The sequence below is a fragment of the Brevibacillus sp. AF8 genome, assembly GCF_021270385.1.
Classification (GTDB): domain Bacteria; phylum Bacillota; class Bacilli; order Brevibacillales; family Brevibacillaceae; genus Brevibacillus.
Window position 1 is genome coordinate 350,427 of sequence record NZ_JAGQDN010000002.1, and the last position, 16,085, is coordinate 366,511.

21 protein-coding genes are annotated in these 16,085 nt (G+C 47.5%); 20 read left to right on the forward strand and 1 reads right to left on the reverse strand.

Features of this window, described 5'->3' with window-relative positions:
- Positions 1-3 precede the first annotated feature (3 nt).
- From ypeB to KB186_RS04890, 14 genes are all read left to right on the forward strand, one after another.
- Positions 4-1,371 carry a germination protein YpeB gene (gene ypeB, locus KB186_RS04825; protein ID WP_173609531.1) on the forward strand — a complete coding sequence of 456 codons (1,368 nt, stop codon included), beginning with the start codon at positions 4-6 and terminating at the stop codon, positions 1,369-1,371.
- Positions 1,372-1,484: 113 nt separating this feature from the next.
- Entirely contained in the window at positions 1,485-2,168 is a 684-nt protein-coding gene (locus KB186_RS04830) for a flagellar brake protein (RefSeq protein ID WP_173609530.1), read from the forward strand.
- A 16-nt stretch (positions 2,169-2,184) separates the two neighbouring features.
- A complete protein-coding gene (locus KB186_RS04835) occupies positions 2,185-2,376 on the forward strand; it encodes a hypothetical protein (RefSeq protein WP_229088044.1) in 192 nt (63 codons plus the stop codon).
- A gap of 210 nt (positions 2,377-2,586) precedes the next feature.
- Positions 2,587-3,258, forward strand: coding sequence for a (d)CMP kinase (gene cmk, locus KB186_RS04840; RefSeq protein ID WP_173609529.1), 672 nt, complete (start codon positions 2,587-2,589; stop codon positions 3,256-3,258).
- A complete protein-coding gene (locus KB186_RS04845; protein ID WP_221867113.1) occupies positions 3,255-3,848 on the forward strand; it encodes a lysophospholipid acyltransferase family protein in 594 nt (197 codons plus the stop codon). The genes cmk and KB186_RS04845 overlap by 4 nt, the downstream gene beginning before the upstream one ends.
- Before the next feature lie 185 nt (positions 3,849-4,033).
- Entirely contained in the window at positions 4,034-5,206 is a 1,173-nt protein-coding gene (gene rpsA, locus KB186_RS04850) for a 30S ribosomal protein S1 (RefSeq protein ID WP_173609527.1), read from the forward strand.
- 74 nt (positions 5,207-5,280) lie between these two features.
- A complete protein-coding gene (fni, locus tag KB186_RS04855) occupies positions 5,281-6,333 on the forward strand; it encodes a type 2 isopentenyl-diphosphate Delta-isomerase (RefSeq protein WP_232773183.1) in 1,053 nt (350 codons plus the stop codon).
- An 83-nt stretch (positions 6,334-6,416) separates the two neighbouring features.
- Positions 6,417-7,052 carry a YphA family membrane protein gene (locus tag KB186_RS04860; protein WP_232773184.1) on the forward strand — a complete coding sequence of 212 codons (636 nt, stop codon included), beginning with the start codon at positions 6,417-6,419 and terminating at the stop codon, positions 7,050-7,052.
- Positions 7,053-7,059: 7 nt separating this feature from the next.
- Complete coding sequence (locus tag KB186_RS04865) at positions 7,060-7,965, forward strand: YIEGIA family protein (protein WP_173609524.1); 906 nt, start codon at positions 7,060-7,062, stop codon at positions 7,963-7,965.
- A gap of 3 nt (positions 7,966-7,968) precedes the next feature.
- A complete protein-coding gene (locus KB186_RS04870) occupies positions 7,969-8,151 on the forward strand; it encodes a capping complex subunit for YIEGIA (protein WP_173609523.1) in 183 nt (60 codons plus the stop codon).
- A 54-nt stretch (positions 8,152-8,205) separates the two neighbouring features.
- Complete coding sequence (gene der / locus KB186_RS04875; RefSeq protein ID WP_173609833.1) at positions 8,206-9,519, forward strand: ribosome biogenesis GTPase Der; 1,314 nt, start codon at positions 8,206-8,208, stop codon at positions 9,517-9,519.
- A gap of 15 nt (positions 9,520-9,534) precedes the next feature.
- Positions 9,535-10,137 carry a glycerol-3-phosphate 1-O-acyltransferase PlsY gene (gene plsY / locus KB186_RS04880; protein WP_173609522.1) on the forward strand — a complete coding sequence of 201 codons (603 nt, stop codon included), beginning with the start codon at positions 9,535-9,537 and terminating at the stop codon, positions 10,135-10,137.
- 13 nt (positions 10,138-10,150) lie between these two features.
- Positions 10,151-11,203: an NAD(P)H-dependent glycerol-3-phosphate dehydrogenase gene (locus KB186_RS04885; protein WP_217367021.1), complete on the forward strand. Its 1,053-nt coding sequence runs from the start codon at positions 10,151-10,153 to the stop codon at positions 11,201-11,203.
- Positions 11,204-11,275: 72 nt separating this feature from the next.
- Positions 11,276-11,542 carry a stage VI sporulation protein F gene (locus KB186_RS04890; RefSeq protein WP_173609521.1) on the forward strand — a complete coding sequence of 89 codons (267 nt, stop codon included), beginning with the start codon at positions 11,276-11,278 and terminating at the stop codon, positions 11,540-11,542.
- A 120-nt stretch (positions 11,543-11,662) separates the two neighbouring features.
- Here the strand turns inward: KB186_RS04890 and KB186_RS04895 are convergent, their stop codons facing one another.
- Positions 11,663-12,148 carry a hypothetical protein gene (locus KB186_RS04895; protein ID WP_173609520.1) on the reverse strand — a complete coding sequence of 162 codons (486 nt, stop codon included), beginning with the start codon at positions 12,146-12,148 and terminating at the stop codon, positions 11,663-11,665.
- A gap of 133 nt (positions 12,149-12,281) precedes the next feature.
- Here KB186_RS04895 and KB186_RS04900 point away from each other — a divergent pair, with 133 nt between their 5' ends.
- The 6 genes from KB186_RS04900 to KB186_RS04925 all read left to right on the forward strand — a co-directional run bounded on the left by KB186_RS04900 (position 12,282) and on the right by KB186_RS04925 (position 16,057).
- Positions 12,282-12,470 (forward strand): DUF2768 family protein, encoded by a 189-nt coding sequence (locus KB186_RS04900; protein WP_173609519.1) that lies wholly within the window; start codon positions 12,282-12,284, stop codon positions 12,468-12,470.
- A 12-nt stretch (positions 12,471-12,482) separates the two neighbouring features.
- A complete protein-coding gene (locus KB186_RS04905; protein ID WP_173609518.1) occupies positions 12,483-12,779 on the forward strand; it encodes a 2Fe-2S iron-sulfur cluster-binding protein in 297 nt (98 codons plus the stop codon).
- A gap of 16 nt (positions 12,780-12,795) precedes the next feature.
- A complete protein-coding gene (locus KB186_RS04910) occupies positions 12,796-13,143 on the forward strand; it encodes a 2Fe-2S iron-sulfur cluster-binding protein (RefSeq protein ID WP_173609517.1) in 348 nt (115 codons plus the stop codon).
- A 16-nt stretch (positions 13,144-13,159) separates the two neighbouring features.
- Entirely contained in the window at positions 13,160-13,888 is a 729-nt protein-coding gene (locus KB186_RS04915; RefSeq protein WP_221867110.1) for a hypothetical protein, read from the forward strand.
- Between the two features lie 180 nt (positions 13,889-14,068).
- Positions 14,069-15,547, forward strand: coding sequence for a stage IV sporulation protein A (gene spoIVA, locus KB186_RS04920; protein WP_047069484.1), 1,479 nt, complete (start codon positions 14,069-14,071; stop codon positions 15,545-15,547).
- Positions 15,548-15,784: 237 nt separating this feature from the next.
- On the forward strand, positions 15,785-16,057 hold the full coding sequence (locus KB186_RS04925; RefSeq protein WP_005831316.1) for an HU family DNA-binding protein: 273 nt from the start codon (positions 15,785-15,787) through the stop codon (positions 16,055-16,057).
- Positions 16,058-16,085: the final 28 nt, after the last annotated feature.

A 16,085-nucleotide genomic window follows, 5' to 3' on the forward strand; every position in this document is an offset into this window, starting at 1 on the left:
GGGATGGTATATGGAGCAACAGCACGCGTGTTATTTCCCGTTGCCCTGGTCGCCTTAATAGGCGCTGGCGTGTGGGGATATCAGGAGCACAATGAGAAGAACTCGGTCTTGATCAAAGCGGAAAACTCATACCAAAGGGCTTTCCACGATCTCACTTATCATGTGGACAAGCTGCATGATGAGCTTGGCAAATCACTGGTGGTCAACTCTCGCAGACAAATGACTCCCATCTTGACGAATGTCTGGCGCCTTTCCTATGCGGCACAAGCGGATGTCGGACAACTGCCATTGACCCTGATGGCATTTAACAAAACAGAAGAAATGCTGTCGAGGGTTGCGGATTTTTCCTATCGTGTCGCTGTGCGTGACTTGGACAAGCAGCCGTTGAGTCAGAGTGAATACAAGACATTGAAGAGCCTACACACACAAGCACAGGATATCCAGAATGAGCTGCGCAAGGTACAAACCGTCGCGATGGACAAACAATTGAGATGGATGGATGTCGAGACGGCATTGGCCTCTAATAAAAACAAAGAGGACAATACCATCATCGACGGATTCCAAACCATTGAGAAAAAAGTGCAGGAATACCCTGATTTAGACTGGGGCGTCGGAATACAGAGTCTCGACAAGAAAAAGCAGCAGCGAATCAAAGGGATCGATGGCAAACCAGCCACCAAAGAGGAAGCAGAGAAGAATGCACTGGCGTTTCTCGGGTTGAAGCCAGGAGATGCGAAAGTAGAAGTAAACGATAACGGCAAGGGGCAGGAATACTCAGCGTATAGCGTACGTGTCACGCCAAACGGGCACAAGACGGCCATTAACCTCGATGTCACCAAACGCGGTGGAAAAGTTGTTTGGATGATGAACGAGCGTGGAGTTGGCGAGGAGAAGTTGGACATGAAGCAGGCCGAAGAAAAAGGTCGCGTGTTCTTGCGCAACCATGGATTTGACAATATGCAGGTCTCTGAGATTGACAGCTACGACCGCAACGCGCTCTTTACGTTTGTGCCAGTTCAGGATGGCGTCAGAATTTATCCGGACGGGGTGGTCGTCGAAATCGCGTTGGACAACGGAGAGGTTACTGCCTATAATTCGACGGAGTATCTGTTTAATCACAAAAAGAGAATTCTCTCCGAGCCGCGCCTCTCCAAAGAAGAAGCAAGGAAAAAAGTCAATCCGAGCGTAAAAGTGACGGATCAGCGACTTGCTCTTATCGAAGGGAAAAACGATGGAAAAGAAGTACTGACGTGGGAAATGACAGGGAGCTTTGAAGGAAATTCGTACATGGTCTACATCAATGCCATGAACGGAGAAGAAGAAGAAGTTGTGAAAATGGAAACGGGATCGGGACAGAACGAGGGACAATAGTGTTAAAAAAATAGGGGGAAAGCTAGTTTTTTAGCGGCTTTCCCTATTTGCTGATTCGAAACAAAAGGGTATATAATGGAAAGGGTGATAGGAAGGGGAGGAACAGTTACTTTATGATGCTTCCACGAATAGGACAAACAATAAGACTAAACTTCACGAGTTCCTCAGAAGAAACGGAGCTGCAAACTTTCAAAAGCCGTGTGGCCGATTTGAAGGATGATGTAGCTTCCATCGAGCTGCCAACCAGCGAAAACACTGGACGGACTGGGGTATTTCAACCAGGGACACCATGCTTGGTTTGGTATGTTGGCGAGGATGGCTCACGCTATGAATTTCGCTCTGCAATTATCGGCAGGGAAAACAATCACATTCCTGTACTGCTTCTGCAACTGCCGGCTAAAGAGGAGATTGTGCGCACACAGCGACGAAACTACTTGAGAATTGACACTACGTTAGACATCGCAGTCAAACTGGATGATCCGATTCGACGCTATCATTTTCTAGCACGAACGTTAGATATCAGTGGTGGTGGGCTGTCTTTTAGCTGTGAGGAAAGCTATCATTTGAAGGAAAAAGACAACTTGCACGTCTGGATTTCCCTTCCAAGTAAAAATGGACAGGTTCAACATGCTTTTGTTGAGATGGAAATCGTCAGACAAAAACCGGCGGAAGAAAAAGGTTTGCACCAATGGATTTCGGGTAAGTTCACCCAAATCAGCGAGCAAGATCGGGCAAAAGTGGTTAGAGCGTGTTACGAGAGACAGCTAGAGCTTCGCAAAAAAGGCGTTGTAGATTGACGCTTCATCAGAGGAAGTGACCCTATTGACCAGTCAGTACAACGATCGTTTTCGGAGCTTTTCCAAACGGGTAGAAAAAGGCATCATGATTGGAATTGTCGTATGTGCGATTGTACTGACCATAGGCGAGGTCCTCATTCAGTACGTACCCGCTAGACTAGTATTAATCGAAACAGAGCGCTTGGAAGGCGTGTCCAGAGAGCCCTAAAGGTTTGCGCATGCTTCCATACTATGGTACTATTATAGATAACATAGAAAACGGTCTTGGATCGTTTTTTTTGTAGACCGCTAGTGGTCACAGCCAAATTCGAAAAACGCAATATCGTTTTTCATCACACAAAGAATGGGAAAGGGCTTCGACAGAAGCTTTTCTTGTTTTATTCCCATCCGAACTAACGTACATAGCAGGTGAGAAGTAATGAACATTGCCATTGATGGACCAGCGGGAGCAGGCAAAAGTACTGTCGCCCAAAAAGTAGCGGGACAACTGGAATACGTGTACATTGACACGGGTGCCATGTATCGTGCCCTTGCTTGGGCAGTCCACCACCATCAGCTCCCTATCAGCGACGAGTCTGCAGTTTCCGAACTTTTGCAAAAAAACAAGATTCAACTGATTCGGGAAAACGGACAGCAACATGTATACTGGAATGAAATCGATGTCACGAGCTGGATCCGTTCCACAGAAGTGAGCCAGTACGCCTCCATTGTAGCGAGCTACGGTTCCGTCCGTGAACAAATGCTTGTGCTCCAGCGACGCTTGGCAACCCAAGGCAATGTCGTCATGGACGGCAGAGATATCGGTACCCATGTTTTGCCTGATGCTGATGTGAAGATATTTCTGACGGCCTCCATCCAAGAGCGTGCAGAACGCCGCTGGAAGGAACTACTCGCAAAAGGTACCCAGACAGACTTGGCTGAGCTGGAAAAAGAAATCGAAGAGCGAGATCGACGGGACATGCAGAGAGAAGTCGCACCGTTGCGTCAGGCGGAAGATGCCGTTTTGGTAGACACAACAGGAATGACCATTGATCAGGTGGTCGATCGCATCTTGCAAATCTGCGAGCGAACGGGAGAGTCAACCCATTGAGTTACTATCGTCTATTCAGAGGTTTTTTTCGCATCATTTTTTCGCTTGTCTTTCGTTGGCAAGTGATCGGGCGTGAACATATACCTAAGGAAGGCCCAGTGATCCTTTGTGCTAACCACATTTCTTTGTGGGATCCACCTCTTCTCGGGGGTGGCATCGAGCGTCAGGTTCATTTCATGGCCAAAGAAGAGCTGTTCAAAATTCCGGTCTTATCCTTTCTCATTACCAAATTCGGTGCATTTCCGGTCAAACGGGGTGCAGGAGATCGTGCGGCCATTCGTACGACTCTCAAATTGCTTGAAGATGGGAAAATCTTTGGAATCTTTCCTGAGGGAACCCGCAGCAAAACAGGGGAACCAGGGGAAGCGATGCCGGGTGTGGCAATGTTCGCGCTCAAATCAGAAGCTGCGGTCATTCCGGTTGCCATTATCGGGCCATATCGACCGTTTCGTTCCATTAAGATCGTATACGGAAAACCGATCGATCTTGCTCATTTGCGTGAGGCTAAGTCCAGCGCAGATACATTGAAGGAAACGAGCGACCTGATTATGGAGCACATCAAGCAATTACGGAACCAGCATCTCTCTTAGCAAACGGTATAGAATTGCTAAAGGGAAGAATACTAAATCTGCTGGAACTTACTGGCTTCATCAGTACTAACTGCCAGCCATCAGGCGACAGTTAAAAATATACATGCTCCCGCTTCGTGTAGTGAGGTTGTATACAACCTGTACATAGACGTTTGGGACTGGATGGTATTAAGGAGGTCTTTTGAATGATGGAAGAAACGAACGTAAGCTTGACGGATGCAACAACCATTTCTGTAGGAGATGTCGTAAAAGCAACCGTAACAAAAGTTGAGGACAAACAAGCGCTTGTAGATCTAGGCTACAAGTACGATGGTCTGATTCCTATCAGCGAACTGTCTCCACTGCATGTTGAAAAGGTATCTGATGTAGTAGCAGTTGGTGATACTTTCGAAGTGAAAGTCATCAAGCTAAACGATGAGAAAGAAGAGCTCGTTGTTTCCAAGAAAGCAGTAGCGATGGAATCCTCGTGGTCTGATCTTGAGCAAAAAATGCAAGCGGGTGAAATCATTGAAGCGACCGTGAAAGAAGTAGTGAAGGGCGGCCTTGTTGTTGATGTAGGCGTTCGCGGCTTCATTCCGGCTTCCATGGTAGAGCGTCATTTCGTTGAAGATTTCTCTGATTACAAAGGCAAAACATTGGCTTTGAAAGTAGTAGAAATGGATAAGGAAAAGAATAAAGTCATCCTGTCCCACAAAGCGGTTTTGGAAGACGAAGCAAAAGTGCAAAAGCAATCCATTATGGATAAAATCCAAGTGGGTCAAGTATTGGAGGGAACGGTTCAGCGCATGACCGATTTCGGCGTATTCGTGGATATCGGTGGTGTTGATGGATTGGTTCACGTATCTGAACTTGCTTGGAACCGTGTAGATAAGCCGTCCGATGTTGTGAAGGAAGGCGACAAAGTACAAGTGAAGGTCCTCAAAATTGACCGCGAAAACGAGCGCATTGGCCTTAGCATTAAGGAAACGCAAGCAGGTCCATGGGCGAGCGTTGCAGAAGATTTCAAAGCGGGCTCTATTTTGAATGGAACGGTAAAACGTTTGGTGTCCTTCGGTGCATTTATTGAGCTGGCTCCTGGAATCGAAGGCCTCGTACACATCTCCCAGATTGCAAATCGCCGGGTGAATACACCGAGTGAGGTGCTGAAAGAGGGCCAAGAAGTACAGGTGAAGGTTTTGGATGTTGTTCCACAAGAACAGCGTATTAGCCTGAGTATCCGTGCAGTCGAAGAAGACCGTGTGGAGCAGGCAGAACGCGCGAGCAAGCGTGAACAGCAACAATTCACGCAGGAAAATAACCAACCAATGGGCGTGACATTGGGCGAGTTGTTCGGTGATCTGAAAGACAAGTTTAAGTAAGATAAAAGTAGGATTCATGGGGATACGCTCTGGCGTATCCCTTTTTTCTGGGAGTGAAAGCTAGGAGGGGTACAATGGATCGTCGTTCGATTAGAAAACTGGACCATATTCGAAACGCTCTTGTCACCGGGGAAGATAGTGCGAATAGCTTTGATGATGTTAGCTTTGTTCCGAACAGCTTGCCGAATGCAGCGTTTGCTGAAACCTCACTGGACACCGAGATCGCATCTTTGCGACTCTCCTCACCGATTATAATTAATGCGATGACGGGTGGAGCTGGTGGGACTACGCAGATCAATCAAAAACTGGCGATCATTGCGAGAGAACGAAATCTGACTATGGCTGTTGGCTCACAAATGGCCGCTCTGCGTGATCCAGATGTTATGGATAGCTATCGGATTGTCAGAAGGGAGCATCCACAGGGGATCTTGTTTGCAAATGTAGGGGCAGAGGCAACAGTGGAGCAGGCAATAGCAGCTGTGGAGATGATTGAAGCGAACGGACTGCAAATCCATCTGAATGTCATGCAAGAGCTGCTGATGCCTGAGGGGGACCGGGATTTTCGCGGCTATCTTGAGCGGATACAAGCAATCAGGGAGAGTCTGGATGTGCCGGTTATTGTCAAAGAAGTCGGTTTTGGAATGGCGAAGGAATCAATCGAGAAGCTCATAGGAATCGGAATCAGAACAATCGATGTGGGTGGAAGAGGCGGAACAAATTTTGCTCAGGTCGAAAATATGCGAAGTGATCAACCTCAGGTCATGTTCGAGGATTGGGGATTTACGACGGTGGAGAGCTTACTGGAAGCGAATGCTATCGGTCATTCAGGAATGTCGTACATAGCAACTGGTGGTGTTCGTCATGGACTCGATGTTGTCAAAGCAGCTTCTTTAGGTGCGTCCGCTGTTGGAATGGCAGGGGCAATGCTGCGTCTGGTTCAACGCGAATCTCTGGAAGAGTGCTTGTCTACCGTCGACAGATGGCATCATCAAATTCGTGTGGCGATGACCGCACTAGGAATGAAAGGTCTGGCTGAGGCCGTTTGTACTCCTGTAATGATCACGGGTAAAACAGCAGAGAGAGCTAAGCTTCGTCACATGCAATTAGAGGAACTGGCGCAACGTTAAGTAGTGGACGAGCATTCGATTCATGAAATTTCCTTGGTTGAGGCATACTTTGGGGAGACAACCATCATTTTGAGGAGATGAACATGAACGAGGGAACCGTTGCGATCCTTATCCAGTGGTCTTTGCTGTGTCTGGTATGGATGGGAAGCTTTGACTTTCAGCTACGAAACATGAAGATGGAACGCAGACGAGTGCTCGCAGCGATCAGCGCATTTTTAATTTGTACGTTTGTTAGCTGGGAAATCTATTTTGCCCCCATTCAAGTTAGTCTGAGTGGAACGATATTGCCACTGATCGCAAGCATTTTCCTTTACACCAAGCTCACGTCCAAAATACGCAGATTGTACGTGCTGAGTGCGCTGGCAACGGCCCTTTTGCTATTTTGGCTGCGCTGGCTGTTTTTTACCGATCCGATCTTGCTGTTTTGGGATGAGAGGATCATCGTACCCGCTGTTGGAGTCAGTACGATTTTTTTGATGAGCAGAACAAATCTGGGACAGCTGTTTCAGCTTATGCTCGCTATGCCTCTGGCAGATGCGATACATTCGCTATATTTTTGGAAATTGTCGGGTTCCTGTCATTGGGGATCGGAGTATGCGCAAGATTTGCTGTGGAGTAGCCTATCTCTATGGGCTCTCGTCAGCATAGTCTGGTCTGCGATTCGTCGTATCCTTGGTAGAACTGAAACAGAGTCTTCTCATTCCGATACGGGTAGGTGACGCTAGGGTGTTGAAGGGATTGCTAGCTTATGATTATGTTTTTCCGTTAGTTCTCGGTTTCCTATTCGGCATTATGTGCCGGATTCATCTTTTGCGCACGGATTATCGACAATATCCAACTTATCCGCACGGAAAAATTATTCACGTTTCACTAGGGGTGATCGCATCCGCGCTCGGAGCGTTAGCGATGCCTGCGCTGCTCAAGGAGAATTACACGGCAGTCACATTTTTGACGTTGGCTGCTCAACAATTCCGTGATGTCAGGAACATGGAACGCACTACGCTCAACGAGATCGATAAACAGGAGCTGGTTCCCCGTGGAGGCCCCTATATCGAAGGGATTGCCATGGTGTTTGAAGGACGCAATTACATGGTCATGTTTACCTCATTGGTGACAACGACGGCGACCATTCTCTTTCATTGGTGGGGGGGTGTCATTGCAGGTGTCATCGCCTTATTGATTTCTCGCAAGCTGCGCTCTGGAAAAACATTATCGCTGATTGCAGAGATCGAGCCGGGAGAAGTGAGAATGGAAGGAAGAGACTTGTATGTGAACGACATTTACATCATGAACGTCGGGTTGGCAAATGCCCAAGAGATCATACGCGAGCAAGGCGTGGGCTTTGTTCTGACACCGAGGGATGCCAATGCCAAGGTCACGATTGCCCATCCAGGTCAGCGGCAAGCAATTTTGCACGATGTTGCGACGCAACTCGGCGTATATACAGATACGGGAGAGCCATCGCTAACACCTTTGGTAAAACGTGATATAAAGTCAGGGAGACTGGGTGTATTTTTATTGCCGCAAGAAAAAGATGTGGAACGTGCAACGTCCGTCATTCGTGCAGTCCCGATTCTCGAAAGCGTCTTCCGAATGCCAACGAAGACTAGAATCGTGAAAAAGGAGCTGTAGGCCATGACAGGAGTAATCTTGGCGGTGATTACCACGAACAAAGACAGGATAGCGGGTGGTGTGCCGATTTTTATCGAGTCTACTACCGAGAAGATGCAACAAACAGCCTTCACGCTGGAAAAGATACTAGACGGGATGGTGCATGAAGTAAGCGCCGATACCCTTATCATTGTTCGGCATAAGTAGTGTATGGTATGATTAGCTAGTCAAAACGTAAAATGAGAGAGAGTGTTGTTGATTATGGGATTACCAGTGGTAGCCATTGTGGGGAGACCCAACGTGGGGAAATCCACGATTTTTAACAGATTGATTGGCGAACGAGTCGCGATCGTGGAGGATATGCCGGGAGTAACCCGTGACCGCCTGTACGGGAAAGGTGAATGGTTAACTCATACTTTCCATGTGATTGATACCGGTGGAATTGAGTTTGGCGAGACCGACGAGATTCTTACACAGATGCGTTACCAGGCAGAGCTTGCGATTGACGAAGCAGATGTCATCATTATGATTGCAGATAGCCGTACAGGTGTGACAGATGCGGACGTTGAACTGGCACGAATGCTGAATCGGACAGGAAAACCTGTCGTACTCGCGGTGAACAAAGCGGATAATCCGGAAATGCGTGCGGATATTTACGATTTTTATTCCCTGGGCTTGGGCGAGCCATTCCCTGTCTCGGGTAGCCATGGTCTTGGCTTGGGCGATATGCTGGAAGAAGTGGTTCAGCATTTCCCAGCAGAGGATGACGAAGAGAAAAGAGATGATGTCATTCGTGTATCCATCATCGGTCGTCCAAACGTCGGGAAGTCTTCCTTGACGAATGCGATTCTAGGTGAAGAGCGAGTCATTGTCAGTGATGTTGCCGGAACGACCCGTGATGCGATCGACACGCCATTTGAGCGTGATGACCAAAGCTACATTCTCGTAGACACGGCAGGTATGCGCAAGCGTGGAAAAGTGTATGAAACAACGGAAAAATACAGTGTGATGCGTGCCATGCGTTCCATTGAAGATTCCGATGTCGTTCTTGTTGTCATTAACGGGGAAGAAGGCATTATCGAGCAAGACAAGAAAATCGCGGGTTATGCACATGAGGCTGGCCGTGGTGTCATTATTATCGTGAACAAATGGGATGCGATTGAAAAAGACGACAAAACGATGCAACGCTTCACAGAATTGATCCGCGAAGAGTTTAAATACCTGGATTATGCTCCGATTTTGTATGTGTCTGCAAAATCGAAGCAACGTGTCCATACGATTCTACCGAAGGTCAATGAAGTAGCTCAAGCACATGCGATGCGCATTCCTACCGCGGTTCTCAATGACTTGGTAACCGATGCGACGATTCGTACACCTCCACCATCTGATCGCGGCAAACGCTTGAAGATCAACTATGCGACACAAGCAACAGTGAAACCACCGACGTTCATTCTGTTTGTGAACGATCCGGAACTCATGCACTTTTCCTATGAACGTTACATAGAGAACAAGATCCGTGAAGCCTTTGTATTTGAAGGCACACCAGTTAGAATCTGGACACGGAAAAAAACGTAGGGAGAGAAAAACGCCATGGTGTTATTATCCTGGGTGCTTAGCTATTTAATCGGTTCTATTAGCTTTAGCTATCTTATCGCCAAAAAAGTCGCAGGAATTGACATTCGTTCTCATGGCAGCGGAAATGCCGGTGCAACCAATACCCTCAGGGTGTTAGGTAAAGGCCCCGGCATTGCCGTTCTCCTTCTTGATGCACTAAAAGGAATAGCTGCGATGGGACTGACTCACCTGATGACGGGGGACCCGGCAGCATACGCGGTGGCAGGCCTGTTTGTTATCGCGGGTCACAATTGGCCGATCTTTTTTGGATTCCGTGGAGGGAAAGGCATTGCGACCACGCTAGGTGTCGTGTTAGGGTTTTCTCCCTTGGCATTTTTGATCGCTGCCGTGTTGGCTGTCGTAGTCATTGCGATCACTCGCTTTGTTTCATTAGGATCATTGGTGATCGTAACGGTTATTCCATTCACCCTTTACTTGTTGGACAAACCTATCTCCTTTGTTTGGGCGAGCTTGGCGATCGCAATCTTTGCTTACATTCGTCATTATAATAATATCCGCAATCTTCTTGCAGGAAACGAACGGAAACTAGGAGACAAGTCCAACCGGAAGCTGGGATAATGTACGAACGGACATGAGAAAAGTGGAGGGGGACGTATTGATTCAAAATGTTACGGTGATTGGTGCCGGAAGCTGGGGAACGGCACTTGCTACAGTCTTGGCGGACAATGGGCATCAGGTTACGCTTTGGGTACGGGATAAAAAGCTGGCAGAAGAAATAAACAGCAAGCATGTGAATGAGAAGTACCTGCCGGGAGAAAAGCTTTCGGCCAACATTGTTGCAACCACCAATATTCAAGAGGCTGTCGTTGGCAAGCGCATTGTTCTTCTCGTTGTTCCTTCCCATGCCATGCGCCAAATCTGTCAGCAAGTAGCTCCGTACCTGGAACCGGATGTACTTTTGATTCATGCGACAAAAGGCTTTGAACTGGAAAGCCTGAAGCGAATGTCAGAAGTCATTGCGGAAGAGGTACCGAAAGAGATTGCGTCCAGATTGGCTGTGCTGTCAGGACCGAGCCATGCTGAGGAAGTAGTCAAACGGCAACCAACGACAGTTGTGATGGCGTCTGAATCCGAAGAAAGCATGCTGCGCTCTCAGGATCTGCTGATGAATACGAATTTTCGTGTGTATACCAATCCGGACTTGATTGGCGCTGAGATCGCCGGAGCGTTGAAGAACATCATTGCACTTGGTGCAGGGATGTCTGATGGTTTAGGGTATGGGGACAACGCTAAGGCAGCCCTGTTGACCCGAGGCTTGGCAGAAATAAGCCGTCTTGGTATCAAGCTCGGCGCTAAGCCGCTAACGTTTTCGGGCCTTGCTGGTGTTGGCGATTTGATTGCCACATGCACGAGTAAACACAGCCGAAACTGGCGCGCAGGCTATATGCTCGGACAAGGAAAAAAACTCGATGACGTACTGGCACAGATGGGTATGGTCGTCGAAGGCGTTCGCACGACAAATGCAGCCTTTTCCTTATCGCAACGCGAGCAAGTTGAAATGCCAATCACCTCGGTTCTATATGGCATGCTGTTTGAAGGAAAAGAAGCTCGTCAAGGCGTGGAAGAATTGATGGGGCGCGGAAAAACCTTTGAAATGGCGTTCCTCAATCCCGATGCGGAATAAAATCATGTATCACCGATTTAGGCTTCTGCACATACGATAGGGTGAAAGCCCATGTGCAGGAGGAGATTTCATATGAATAATATGTCGAAACGACTTTTTGAGCGTTTGCAAGGAAAAGCAACGGAAAATGTTGATGAAGAAAAGCTTCGCTCACTTGCTGGTCAGGTCAAGCGTAGTGACTTTGAAGACGAGACCAAGCTGCGGCAAATCATTCGCACGCTCGCTACCCTTAGTGGCAAGCAATTAACTCCTGAAAAGGAGGATAAGGTCATTGAAATGTTTCGCAATCAGGAAATCAACCTCAATGACATGTCCACCTTGACCAAGCTGCTCAAATAAGAGAAATGGGCGATTATGCCCGTTACCTGCAACAAAAACCGTCATACAGTAAGACTAGGAACAATCATGGCTCTACAGGGACATGGCTGACCTACAGATTGCAAGAAAAAAAGAGGGATCTTATCCCTCTTTTTTTCGTTCTTTGGAGTTGCTGCTTACCTGTGTAATCAGGTTCTGGACCAAGGGGGATTGCAGGAGCCCCAGTAATTGCCCGATATCTATATTGGCCAATAGGTTGCCTAAGCCTGATTCCGGCGGTGTTGTTGTTTCTGCAGCCTTTTGTGGCTCTGGAGCAGCTTTGCGTTTGCCAGCAGCAGCAGGCTTTTCGGCAACGACCTCTGGCTCAGGCGTGCGTTTTCCGAGGTTCTCAATCATCTCCATCGCCCCGTACAACGAATCCATCGTGTCTTCTACCTGCCGAATCGTGCTCCCGATCCCTTTGATGTTATGGCGCATTTTCGTAACAGAGGTGCGCAAATCAACGGCGGGCAGGATTCTTTTCGGTGAAATGGAAAGGGAGACATTCTCGACTTGGTCGCTTAATTTTTTGCTGGGTATAGGCGCATATGGATTCCGCCATTTTCGATTACTTACTTTATTACTCAACGTTTCATCCCTCCAATGGGCGAATTCATCACGATAGTCTATGCGAATGTCTAGTATTAGGTTCGCAAGCGTCAGACGATGAGGGGGAATTATGGTATAATAAAGCAAAAATGCAAAGGATGCTGCAGTCCCGATGTATATTGATCCTATGACAAAGATGAACATTTCCTTAATCGCCATTGGGCTCATGTTCGTCTGCAATTTACTTATGATCTTTGCCAGAAAAATAAGTAATGGGTTTTTGCGGTTCCTTGTGAAGACCATCGCATTCTTACTATTACTCGTCGTGCTTGTCATGATTTTGATTGTGATTTTTGTCTAGGGAGGATGAAAAATGTCAACAATCACACTACTTACTCGTGCAGGCAGTCATGAAGTCTTGATCGAGTTGAATCAATCGATTGTTGCTCTTGCAAAAAAGAACAACATCGTGTGGGGCCATGCATGCCAAAGAGGGGTATGTGCACAATGCCGTACACATGTTTTAGAAGGTGCGGAGCACTTAAACGAAGTGACACCAGAAGAAAAACTGAGATTGAGAAAAGCTGAACGCGCAGAAGGCTACAGATTAGGCTGCCAGACGAAGGTTGTTTCATCAGGAACAGTCAAGGTAGCTCATCGGCCGTACTAGTAAAGGAAGTGACGAAATGGGGAAAGTAACCTTTCTCCCGAGCAAGAAAAGTGTGAAGGCGCGGACAGGGCAAACCTTGGTCGGTGTAGCTTCGTCAGCTCGCGTCGTAATCCCGCAGAGATGCGGTGGACACGCATCTTGTCTAATGTGCCGCGTGGTCGTTGAGAATGGCCTGCTGTGCCCGCCAACGGCGCTGGAAAAGCGCAAGCTGCCTGAAAAGGATCTGGCGAAAGGGATTCGTTTGGCTTGTCAGGCAAAAACGACAGAAAAGGATTGTACGGTCAGGATTCCAGAAAGTAAGCTGAAATCAGTGGTAGCGGCTGCACTCGAGCGACAACGCAAAGAAAATGAAGATGGGATATAAGAGGTGTGTACATAAGATGTGGCAATCGTGGCGAAAATCGTTCAAGCTTGTGTTCAGTTTGACGATTCTGTCTTCCCTTTTATCTGGATGCTTGTATCCGGATGAGCGCAGAGCAGAGAATCAAATTCCGAGTACCTTTTTTGTAGAAGCAACACAAAAAGCGATTGAGCAATTCCAAAAAGACACAGCAGTGTTGCCAATCGTAACCAAATCGCTCGATACTCCTATTTTTGAAAAATACGAGATTGATTTCCGCAAGATGATCCCAAAATACATGCCGGATGTACCTGGGAACGCATTTGAAAAAGGTGGCGTGTACAAGTACGTACTGATTGATGTGGAAACTAAGCCAACAGTGAAGCTCATTCATTTGACAGCTGTCAGTACTGTAGCGGATGTACAGAGCGAAGTAGACCGTTACAAGGGACATTTCGAAAAGCTGCCTGTACTCGCGGACTTGGGGAATGGATACTATTCCATCGATCACGAGCGGCTCGGCTTAAAAGCGTGGCAGGTGCCGTCCACGATGGGGACTTACTTGTTGCCGCTGGTCATGAACGCTGAAGGACAAGTCGGGATTGATTATGCTTCGGATATCGCGCAATTGCTTCGGGATACAAAAGTAACCGTGCCGGAAAAAACAGACCCGAGATACGTGCTGGCGCGCAATTCCATGTTCGTGCCCGCAAAATCGTTCCCATATGAAATGGTCAATGGTGAACCACAGCTTCTCAAACTAAATTAACTTCGTGAAAAACGACTCTCATCAGGGTCGTTTTTTTTGTTCTAGTTAACGCAAAAATACATATATTTGTACTGTCCACAAAACTAGTACGAGATTCCCTACGAAAATACTGGCGGTCAGGGATAATTCGGAAAATCGGTCATAGTGTAAAAATAGACAAATAGAAGGAGGTCATCGATGGTGGAACGAGTCGACATCTTTAAAGACATTGCCGAGCGGACGGGCGGAGACATCTACCTCGGAGTGGTAGGCCCTGTTCGTACGGGAAAGTCGACCTTTATCAAACGGTTTATGGAGCAAGTTGTCATCCCGAATATCAACTCTGAAGCGGAGCGGATTCGAGCGACAGACGAGTTGCCGCAGAGCGCTTCAGGACGAACAATCATGACAACCGAACCCAAATTTGTTCCGAATCAGGCAGTTAACGTACATGTGACAGAAGGACTCAGCATCAATGTCCGCCTCGTTGACTGCGTTGGCTATACGGTGCAAGGGGCAAAGGGCTTCGAAGACGACAATGGTCCAAGAATGGTAAATACACCGTGGTATGAAGAGCCTGTACCATTTGAGGAAGCGGCTGAAGTCGGAACACGCAAGGTTATCCAAGAACACTCAACCATCGGGATCGTTGTGACAACGGATGGCAGCATCGCGGAAATCCCGCGTGTAGGATACATCGATGCAGAGGAGCGGGTTGTAAACGAGCTGAAGGAAGTCGGAAAGCCGTTTGTGATCGTTGTCAACTCGACGCGTCCGCGCTCCGACGAAGCACAAAACCTTCGTGTCCAGCTTCAGGAAAAATACGATGTACCAGTGGTGGCCTTGTCGGTTGATCATATGACAGAGCAGGAAATCTTGCTCCTTATGAGAGAAGTCCTATTTGAATTCCCAGTTCATGAAGTAAATGTAAATCTGCCAAGCTGGGTTATGGTGCTGGAAAACGGGCACTGGCTCCGTCAGAACTACGAGGAAGCTGTACGTGAAACCGTGCAGGACATCCGCCGGTTACGCGATGTGGACCGTGTCGTCGGCTTCTTCAATGACTATGACTTCGTAGAGAGAGCCTCTCTTGCTGGTATGCACATGGGGCAAGGGATCGCTGAGATTGACCTCTACGCGCCAGATGAACTGTATGACCGCATCTTGATGGAAATCGTTGGTGTGGAAATAAATGGAAAAGATCACTTGCTGAAAATCATGCAGGAATTCGCACATGCCAAGCGCGAGTTTGATCAGGTAGCGGAAGCGTTGCACATGGTCCGAAGTACGGGCTACGGTATAGCAGCCCCGTCGTTGCATGAAATGACCTTGGACGAACCTGAACTAATCCGCCAGGGACCGCGCTTTGGAGTCAGGCTCAAAGCAACAGCACCGTCTATTCACATGATTCGGGTGGATGTCGAGTCTGAATTCGCTCCGATTATCGGAACAGAGAAGCAGAGTGAGGAACTTGTCCGCTATCTGATGCAAGATTTTGACAAAGACCCGCTATCCATCTGGAACTCCGATATCTTTGGACGCTCGCTCCATTCCATCGTAAGAGAGGGGATTCAGGCAAAAATTACCATGATGCCAGACAACGCCAGATACAAATTACAGGAGACTTTGGGTCGAATCATCAACGAGGGATCGGGTGGCCTGATAGCGATCATACTCTAATAAATAGTTCTAAAGTCCTATAAACAATAAATATAGGGAAGGCATCTGACATGACGAGATGCCTTTTTTTCTTGTATTTCGTTCAATTTCGACAGGAGGGGCTTGAATTTAAGAAATCGGTGTATTACTATAAGCTTGTCAGATCGGTAAAAACAACCAATCGTGTATAAAACGCTTCGTTTCGGTTAAGAAAAATAATAGCTAGGACTTGGTGTTCTTTGAGGGGAGGTGAATAAAATGAACAAAACAGAACTGATTGCAAAAGTGGCTGAAACCACAGAACTCACCAAGAAAGATGCAACAAAAGCAGTTGATGCAGTTCTTGACGCAATTGCAGATGCATTGAAAACTGGTGATAAAGTCCAACTGATCGGCTTTGGTAACTTCGAAGTTCGTGAACGTGCGGCTCGTAAAGGTCGTAACCCACAAACTGGTGAAGAGATCGAAATCGCTTCCAGCAAAGTACCTGCGTTTAAACCAGGTAAACAACTCAAAGACTCCATCAAGTAGTTGTTTCTTTTGAGAACGAAGCACTTAC

Excerpts from the sequence above, each read along its gene's own strand:
- cmk (WP_173609529.1), top strand. The coding sequence starts at position 2,587 with ATGAACATTGCCATTGATGGACCAGCGGGAGCAGGCAAAAGTACTGTC.
- KB186_RS04925 (WP_005831316.1), top strand. The coding sequence starts at position 15,785 with ATGAACAAAACAGAACTGATTGCAAAAGTGGCTGAAACCACAGAACTC.
- fni (WP_232773183.1), top strand. The coding sequence starts at position 5,281 with ATGGATCGTCGTTCGATTAGAAAACTGGACCATATTCGAAACGCTCTT.
- KB186_RS04890 (WP_173609521.1), top strand. The coding sequence starts at position 11,276 with ATGAATAATATGTCGAAACGACTTTTTGAGCGTTTGCAAGGAAAAGCA.
- KB186_RS04860 (WP_232773184.1), top strand. The coding sequence starts at position 6,417 with ATGAACGAGGGAACCGTTGCGATCCTTATCCAGTGGTCTTTGCTGTGT.
- KB186_RS04830 (WP_173609530.1), top strand. The coding sequence starts at position 1,485 with ATGATGCTTCCACGAATAGGACAAACAATAAGACTAAACTTCACGAGT.
- rpsA (WP_173609527.1), top strand. The coding sequence starts at position 4,034 with ATGATGGAAGAAACGAACGTAAGCTTGACGGATGCAACAACCATTTCT.
- KB186_RS04870 (WP_173609523.1), top strand. The coding sequence starts at position 7,969 with ATGACAGGAGTAATCTTGGCGGTGATTACCACGAACAAAGACAGGATA.
- KB186_RS04905 (WP_173609518.1), top strand. The coding sequence starts at position 12,483 with ATGTCAACAATCACACTACTTACTCGTGCAGGCAGTCATGAAGTCTTG.
- der (WP_173609833.1), top strand. The coding sequence starts at position 8,206 with ATGGGATTACCAGTGGTAGCCATTGTGGGGAGACCCAACGTGGGGAAA.
- KB186_RS04900 (WP_173609519.1), top strand. The coding sequence starts at position 12,282 with ATGTATATTGATCCTATGACAAAGATGAACATTTCCTTAATCGCCATT.
- KB186_RS04885 (WP_217367021.1), top strand. The coding sequence starts at position 10,151 with ATGAGAAAAGTGGAGGGGGACGTATTGATTCAAAATGTTACGGTGATT.
- ypeB (WP_173609531.1), top strand. The coding sequence starts at position 4 with ATGGTATATGGAGCAACAGCACGCGTGTTATTTCCCGTTGCCCTGGTC.
- plsY (WP_173609522.1), top strand. The coding sequence starts at position 9,535 with ATGGTGTTATTATCCTGGGTGCTTAGCTATTTAATCGGTTCTATTAGC.
- KB186_RS04910 (WP_173609517.1), top strand. The coding sequence starts at position 12,796 with ATGGGGAAAGTAACCTTTCTCCCGAGCAAGAAAAGTGTGAAGGCGCGG.
- KB186_RS04915 (WP_221867110.1), top strand. The coding sequence starts at position 13,160 with ATGTGGCAATCGTGGCGAAAATCGTTCAAGCTTGTGTTCAGTTTGACG.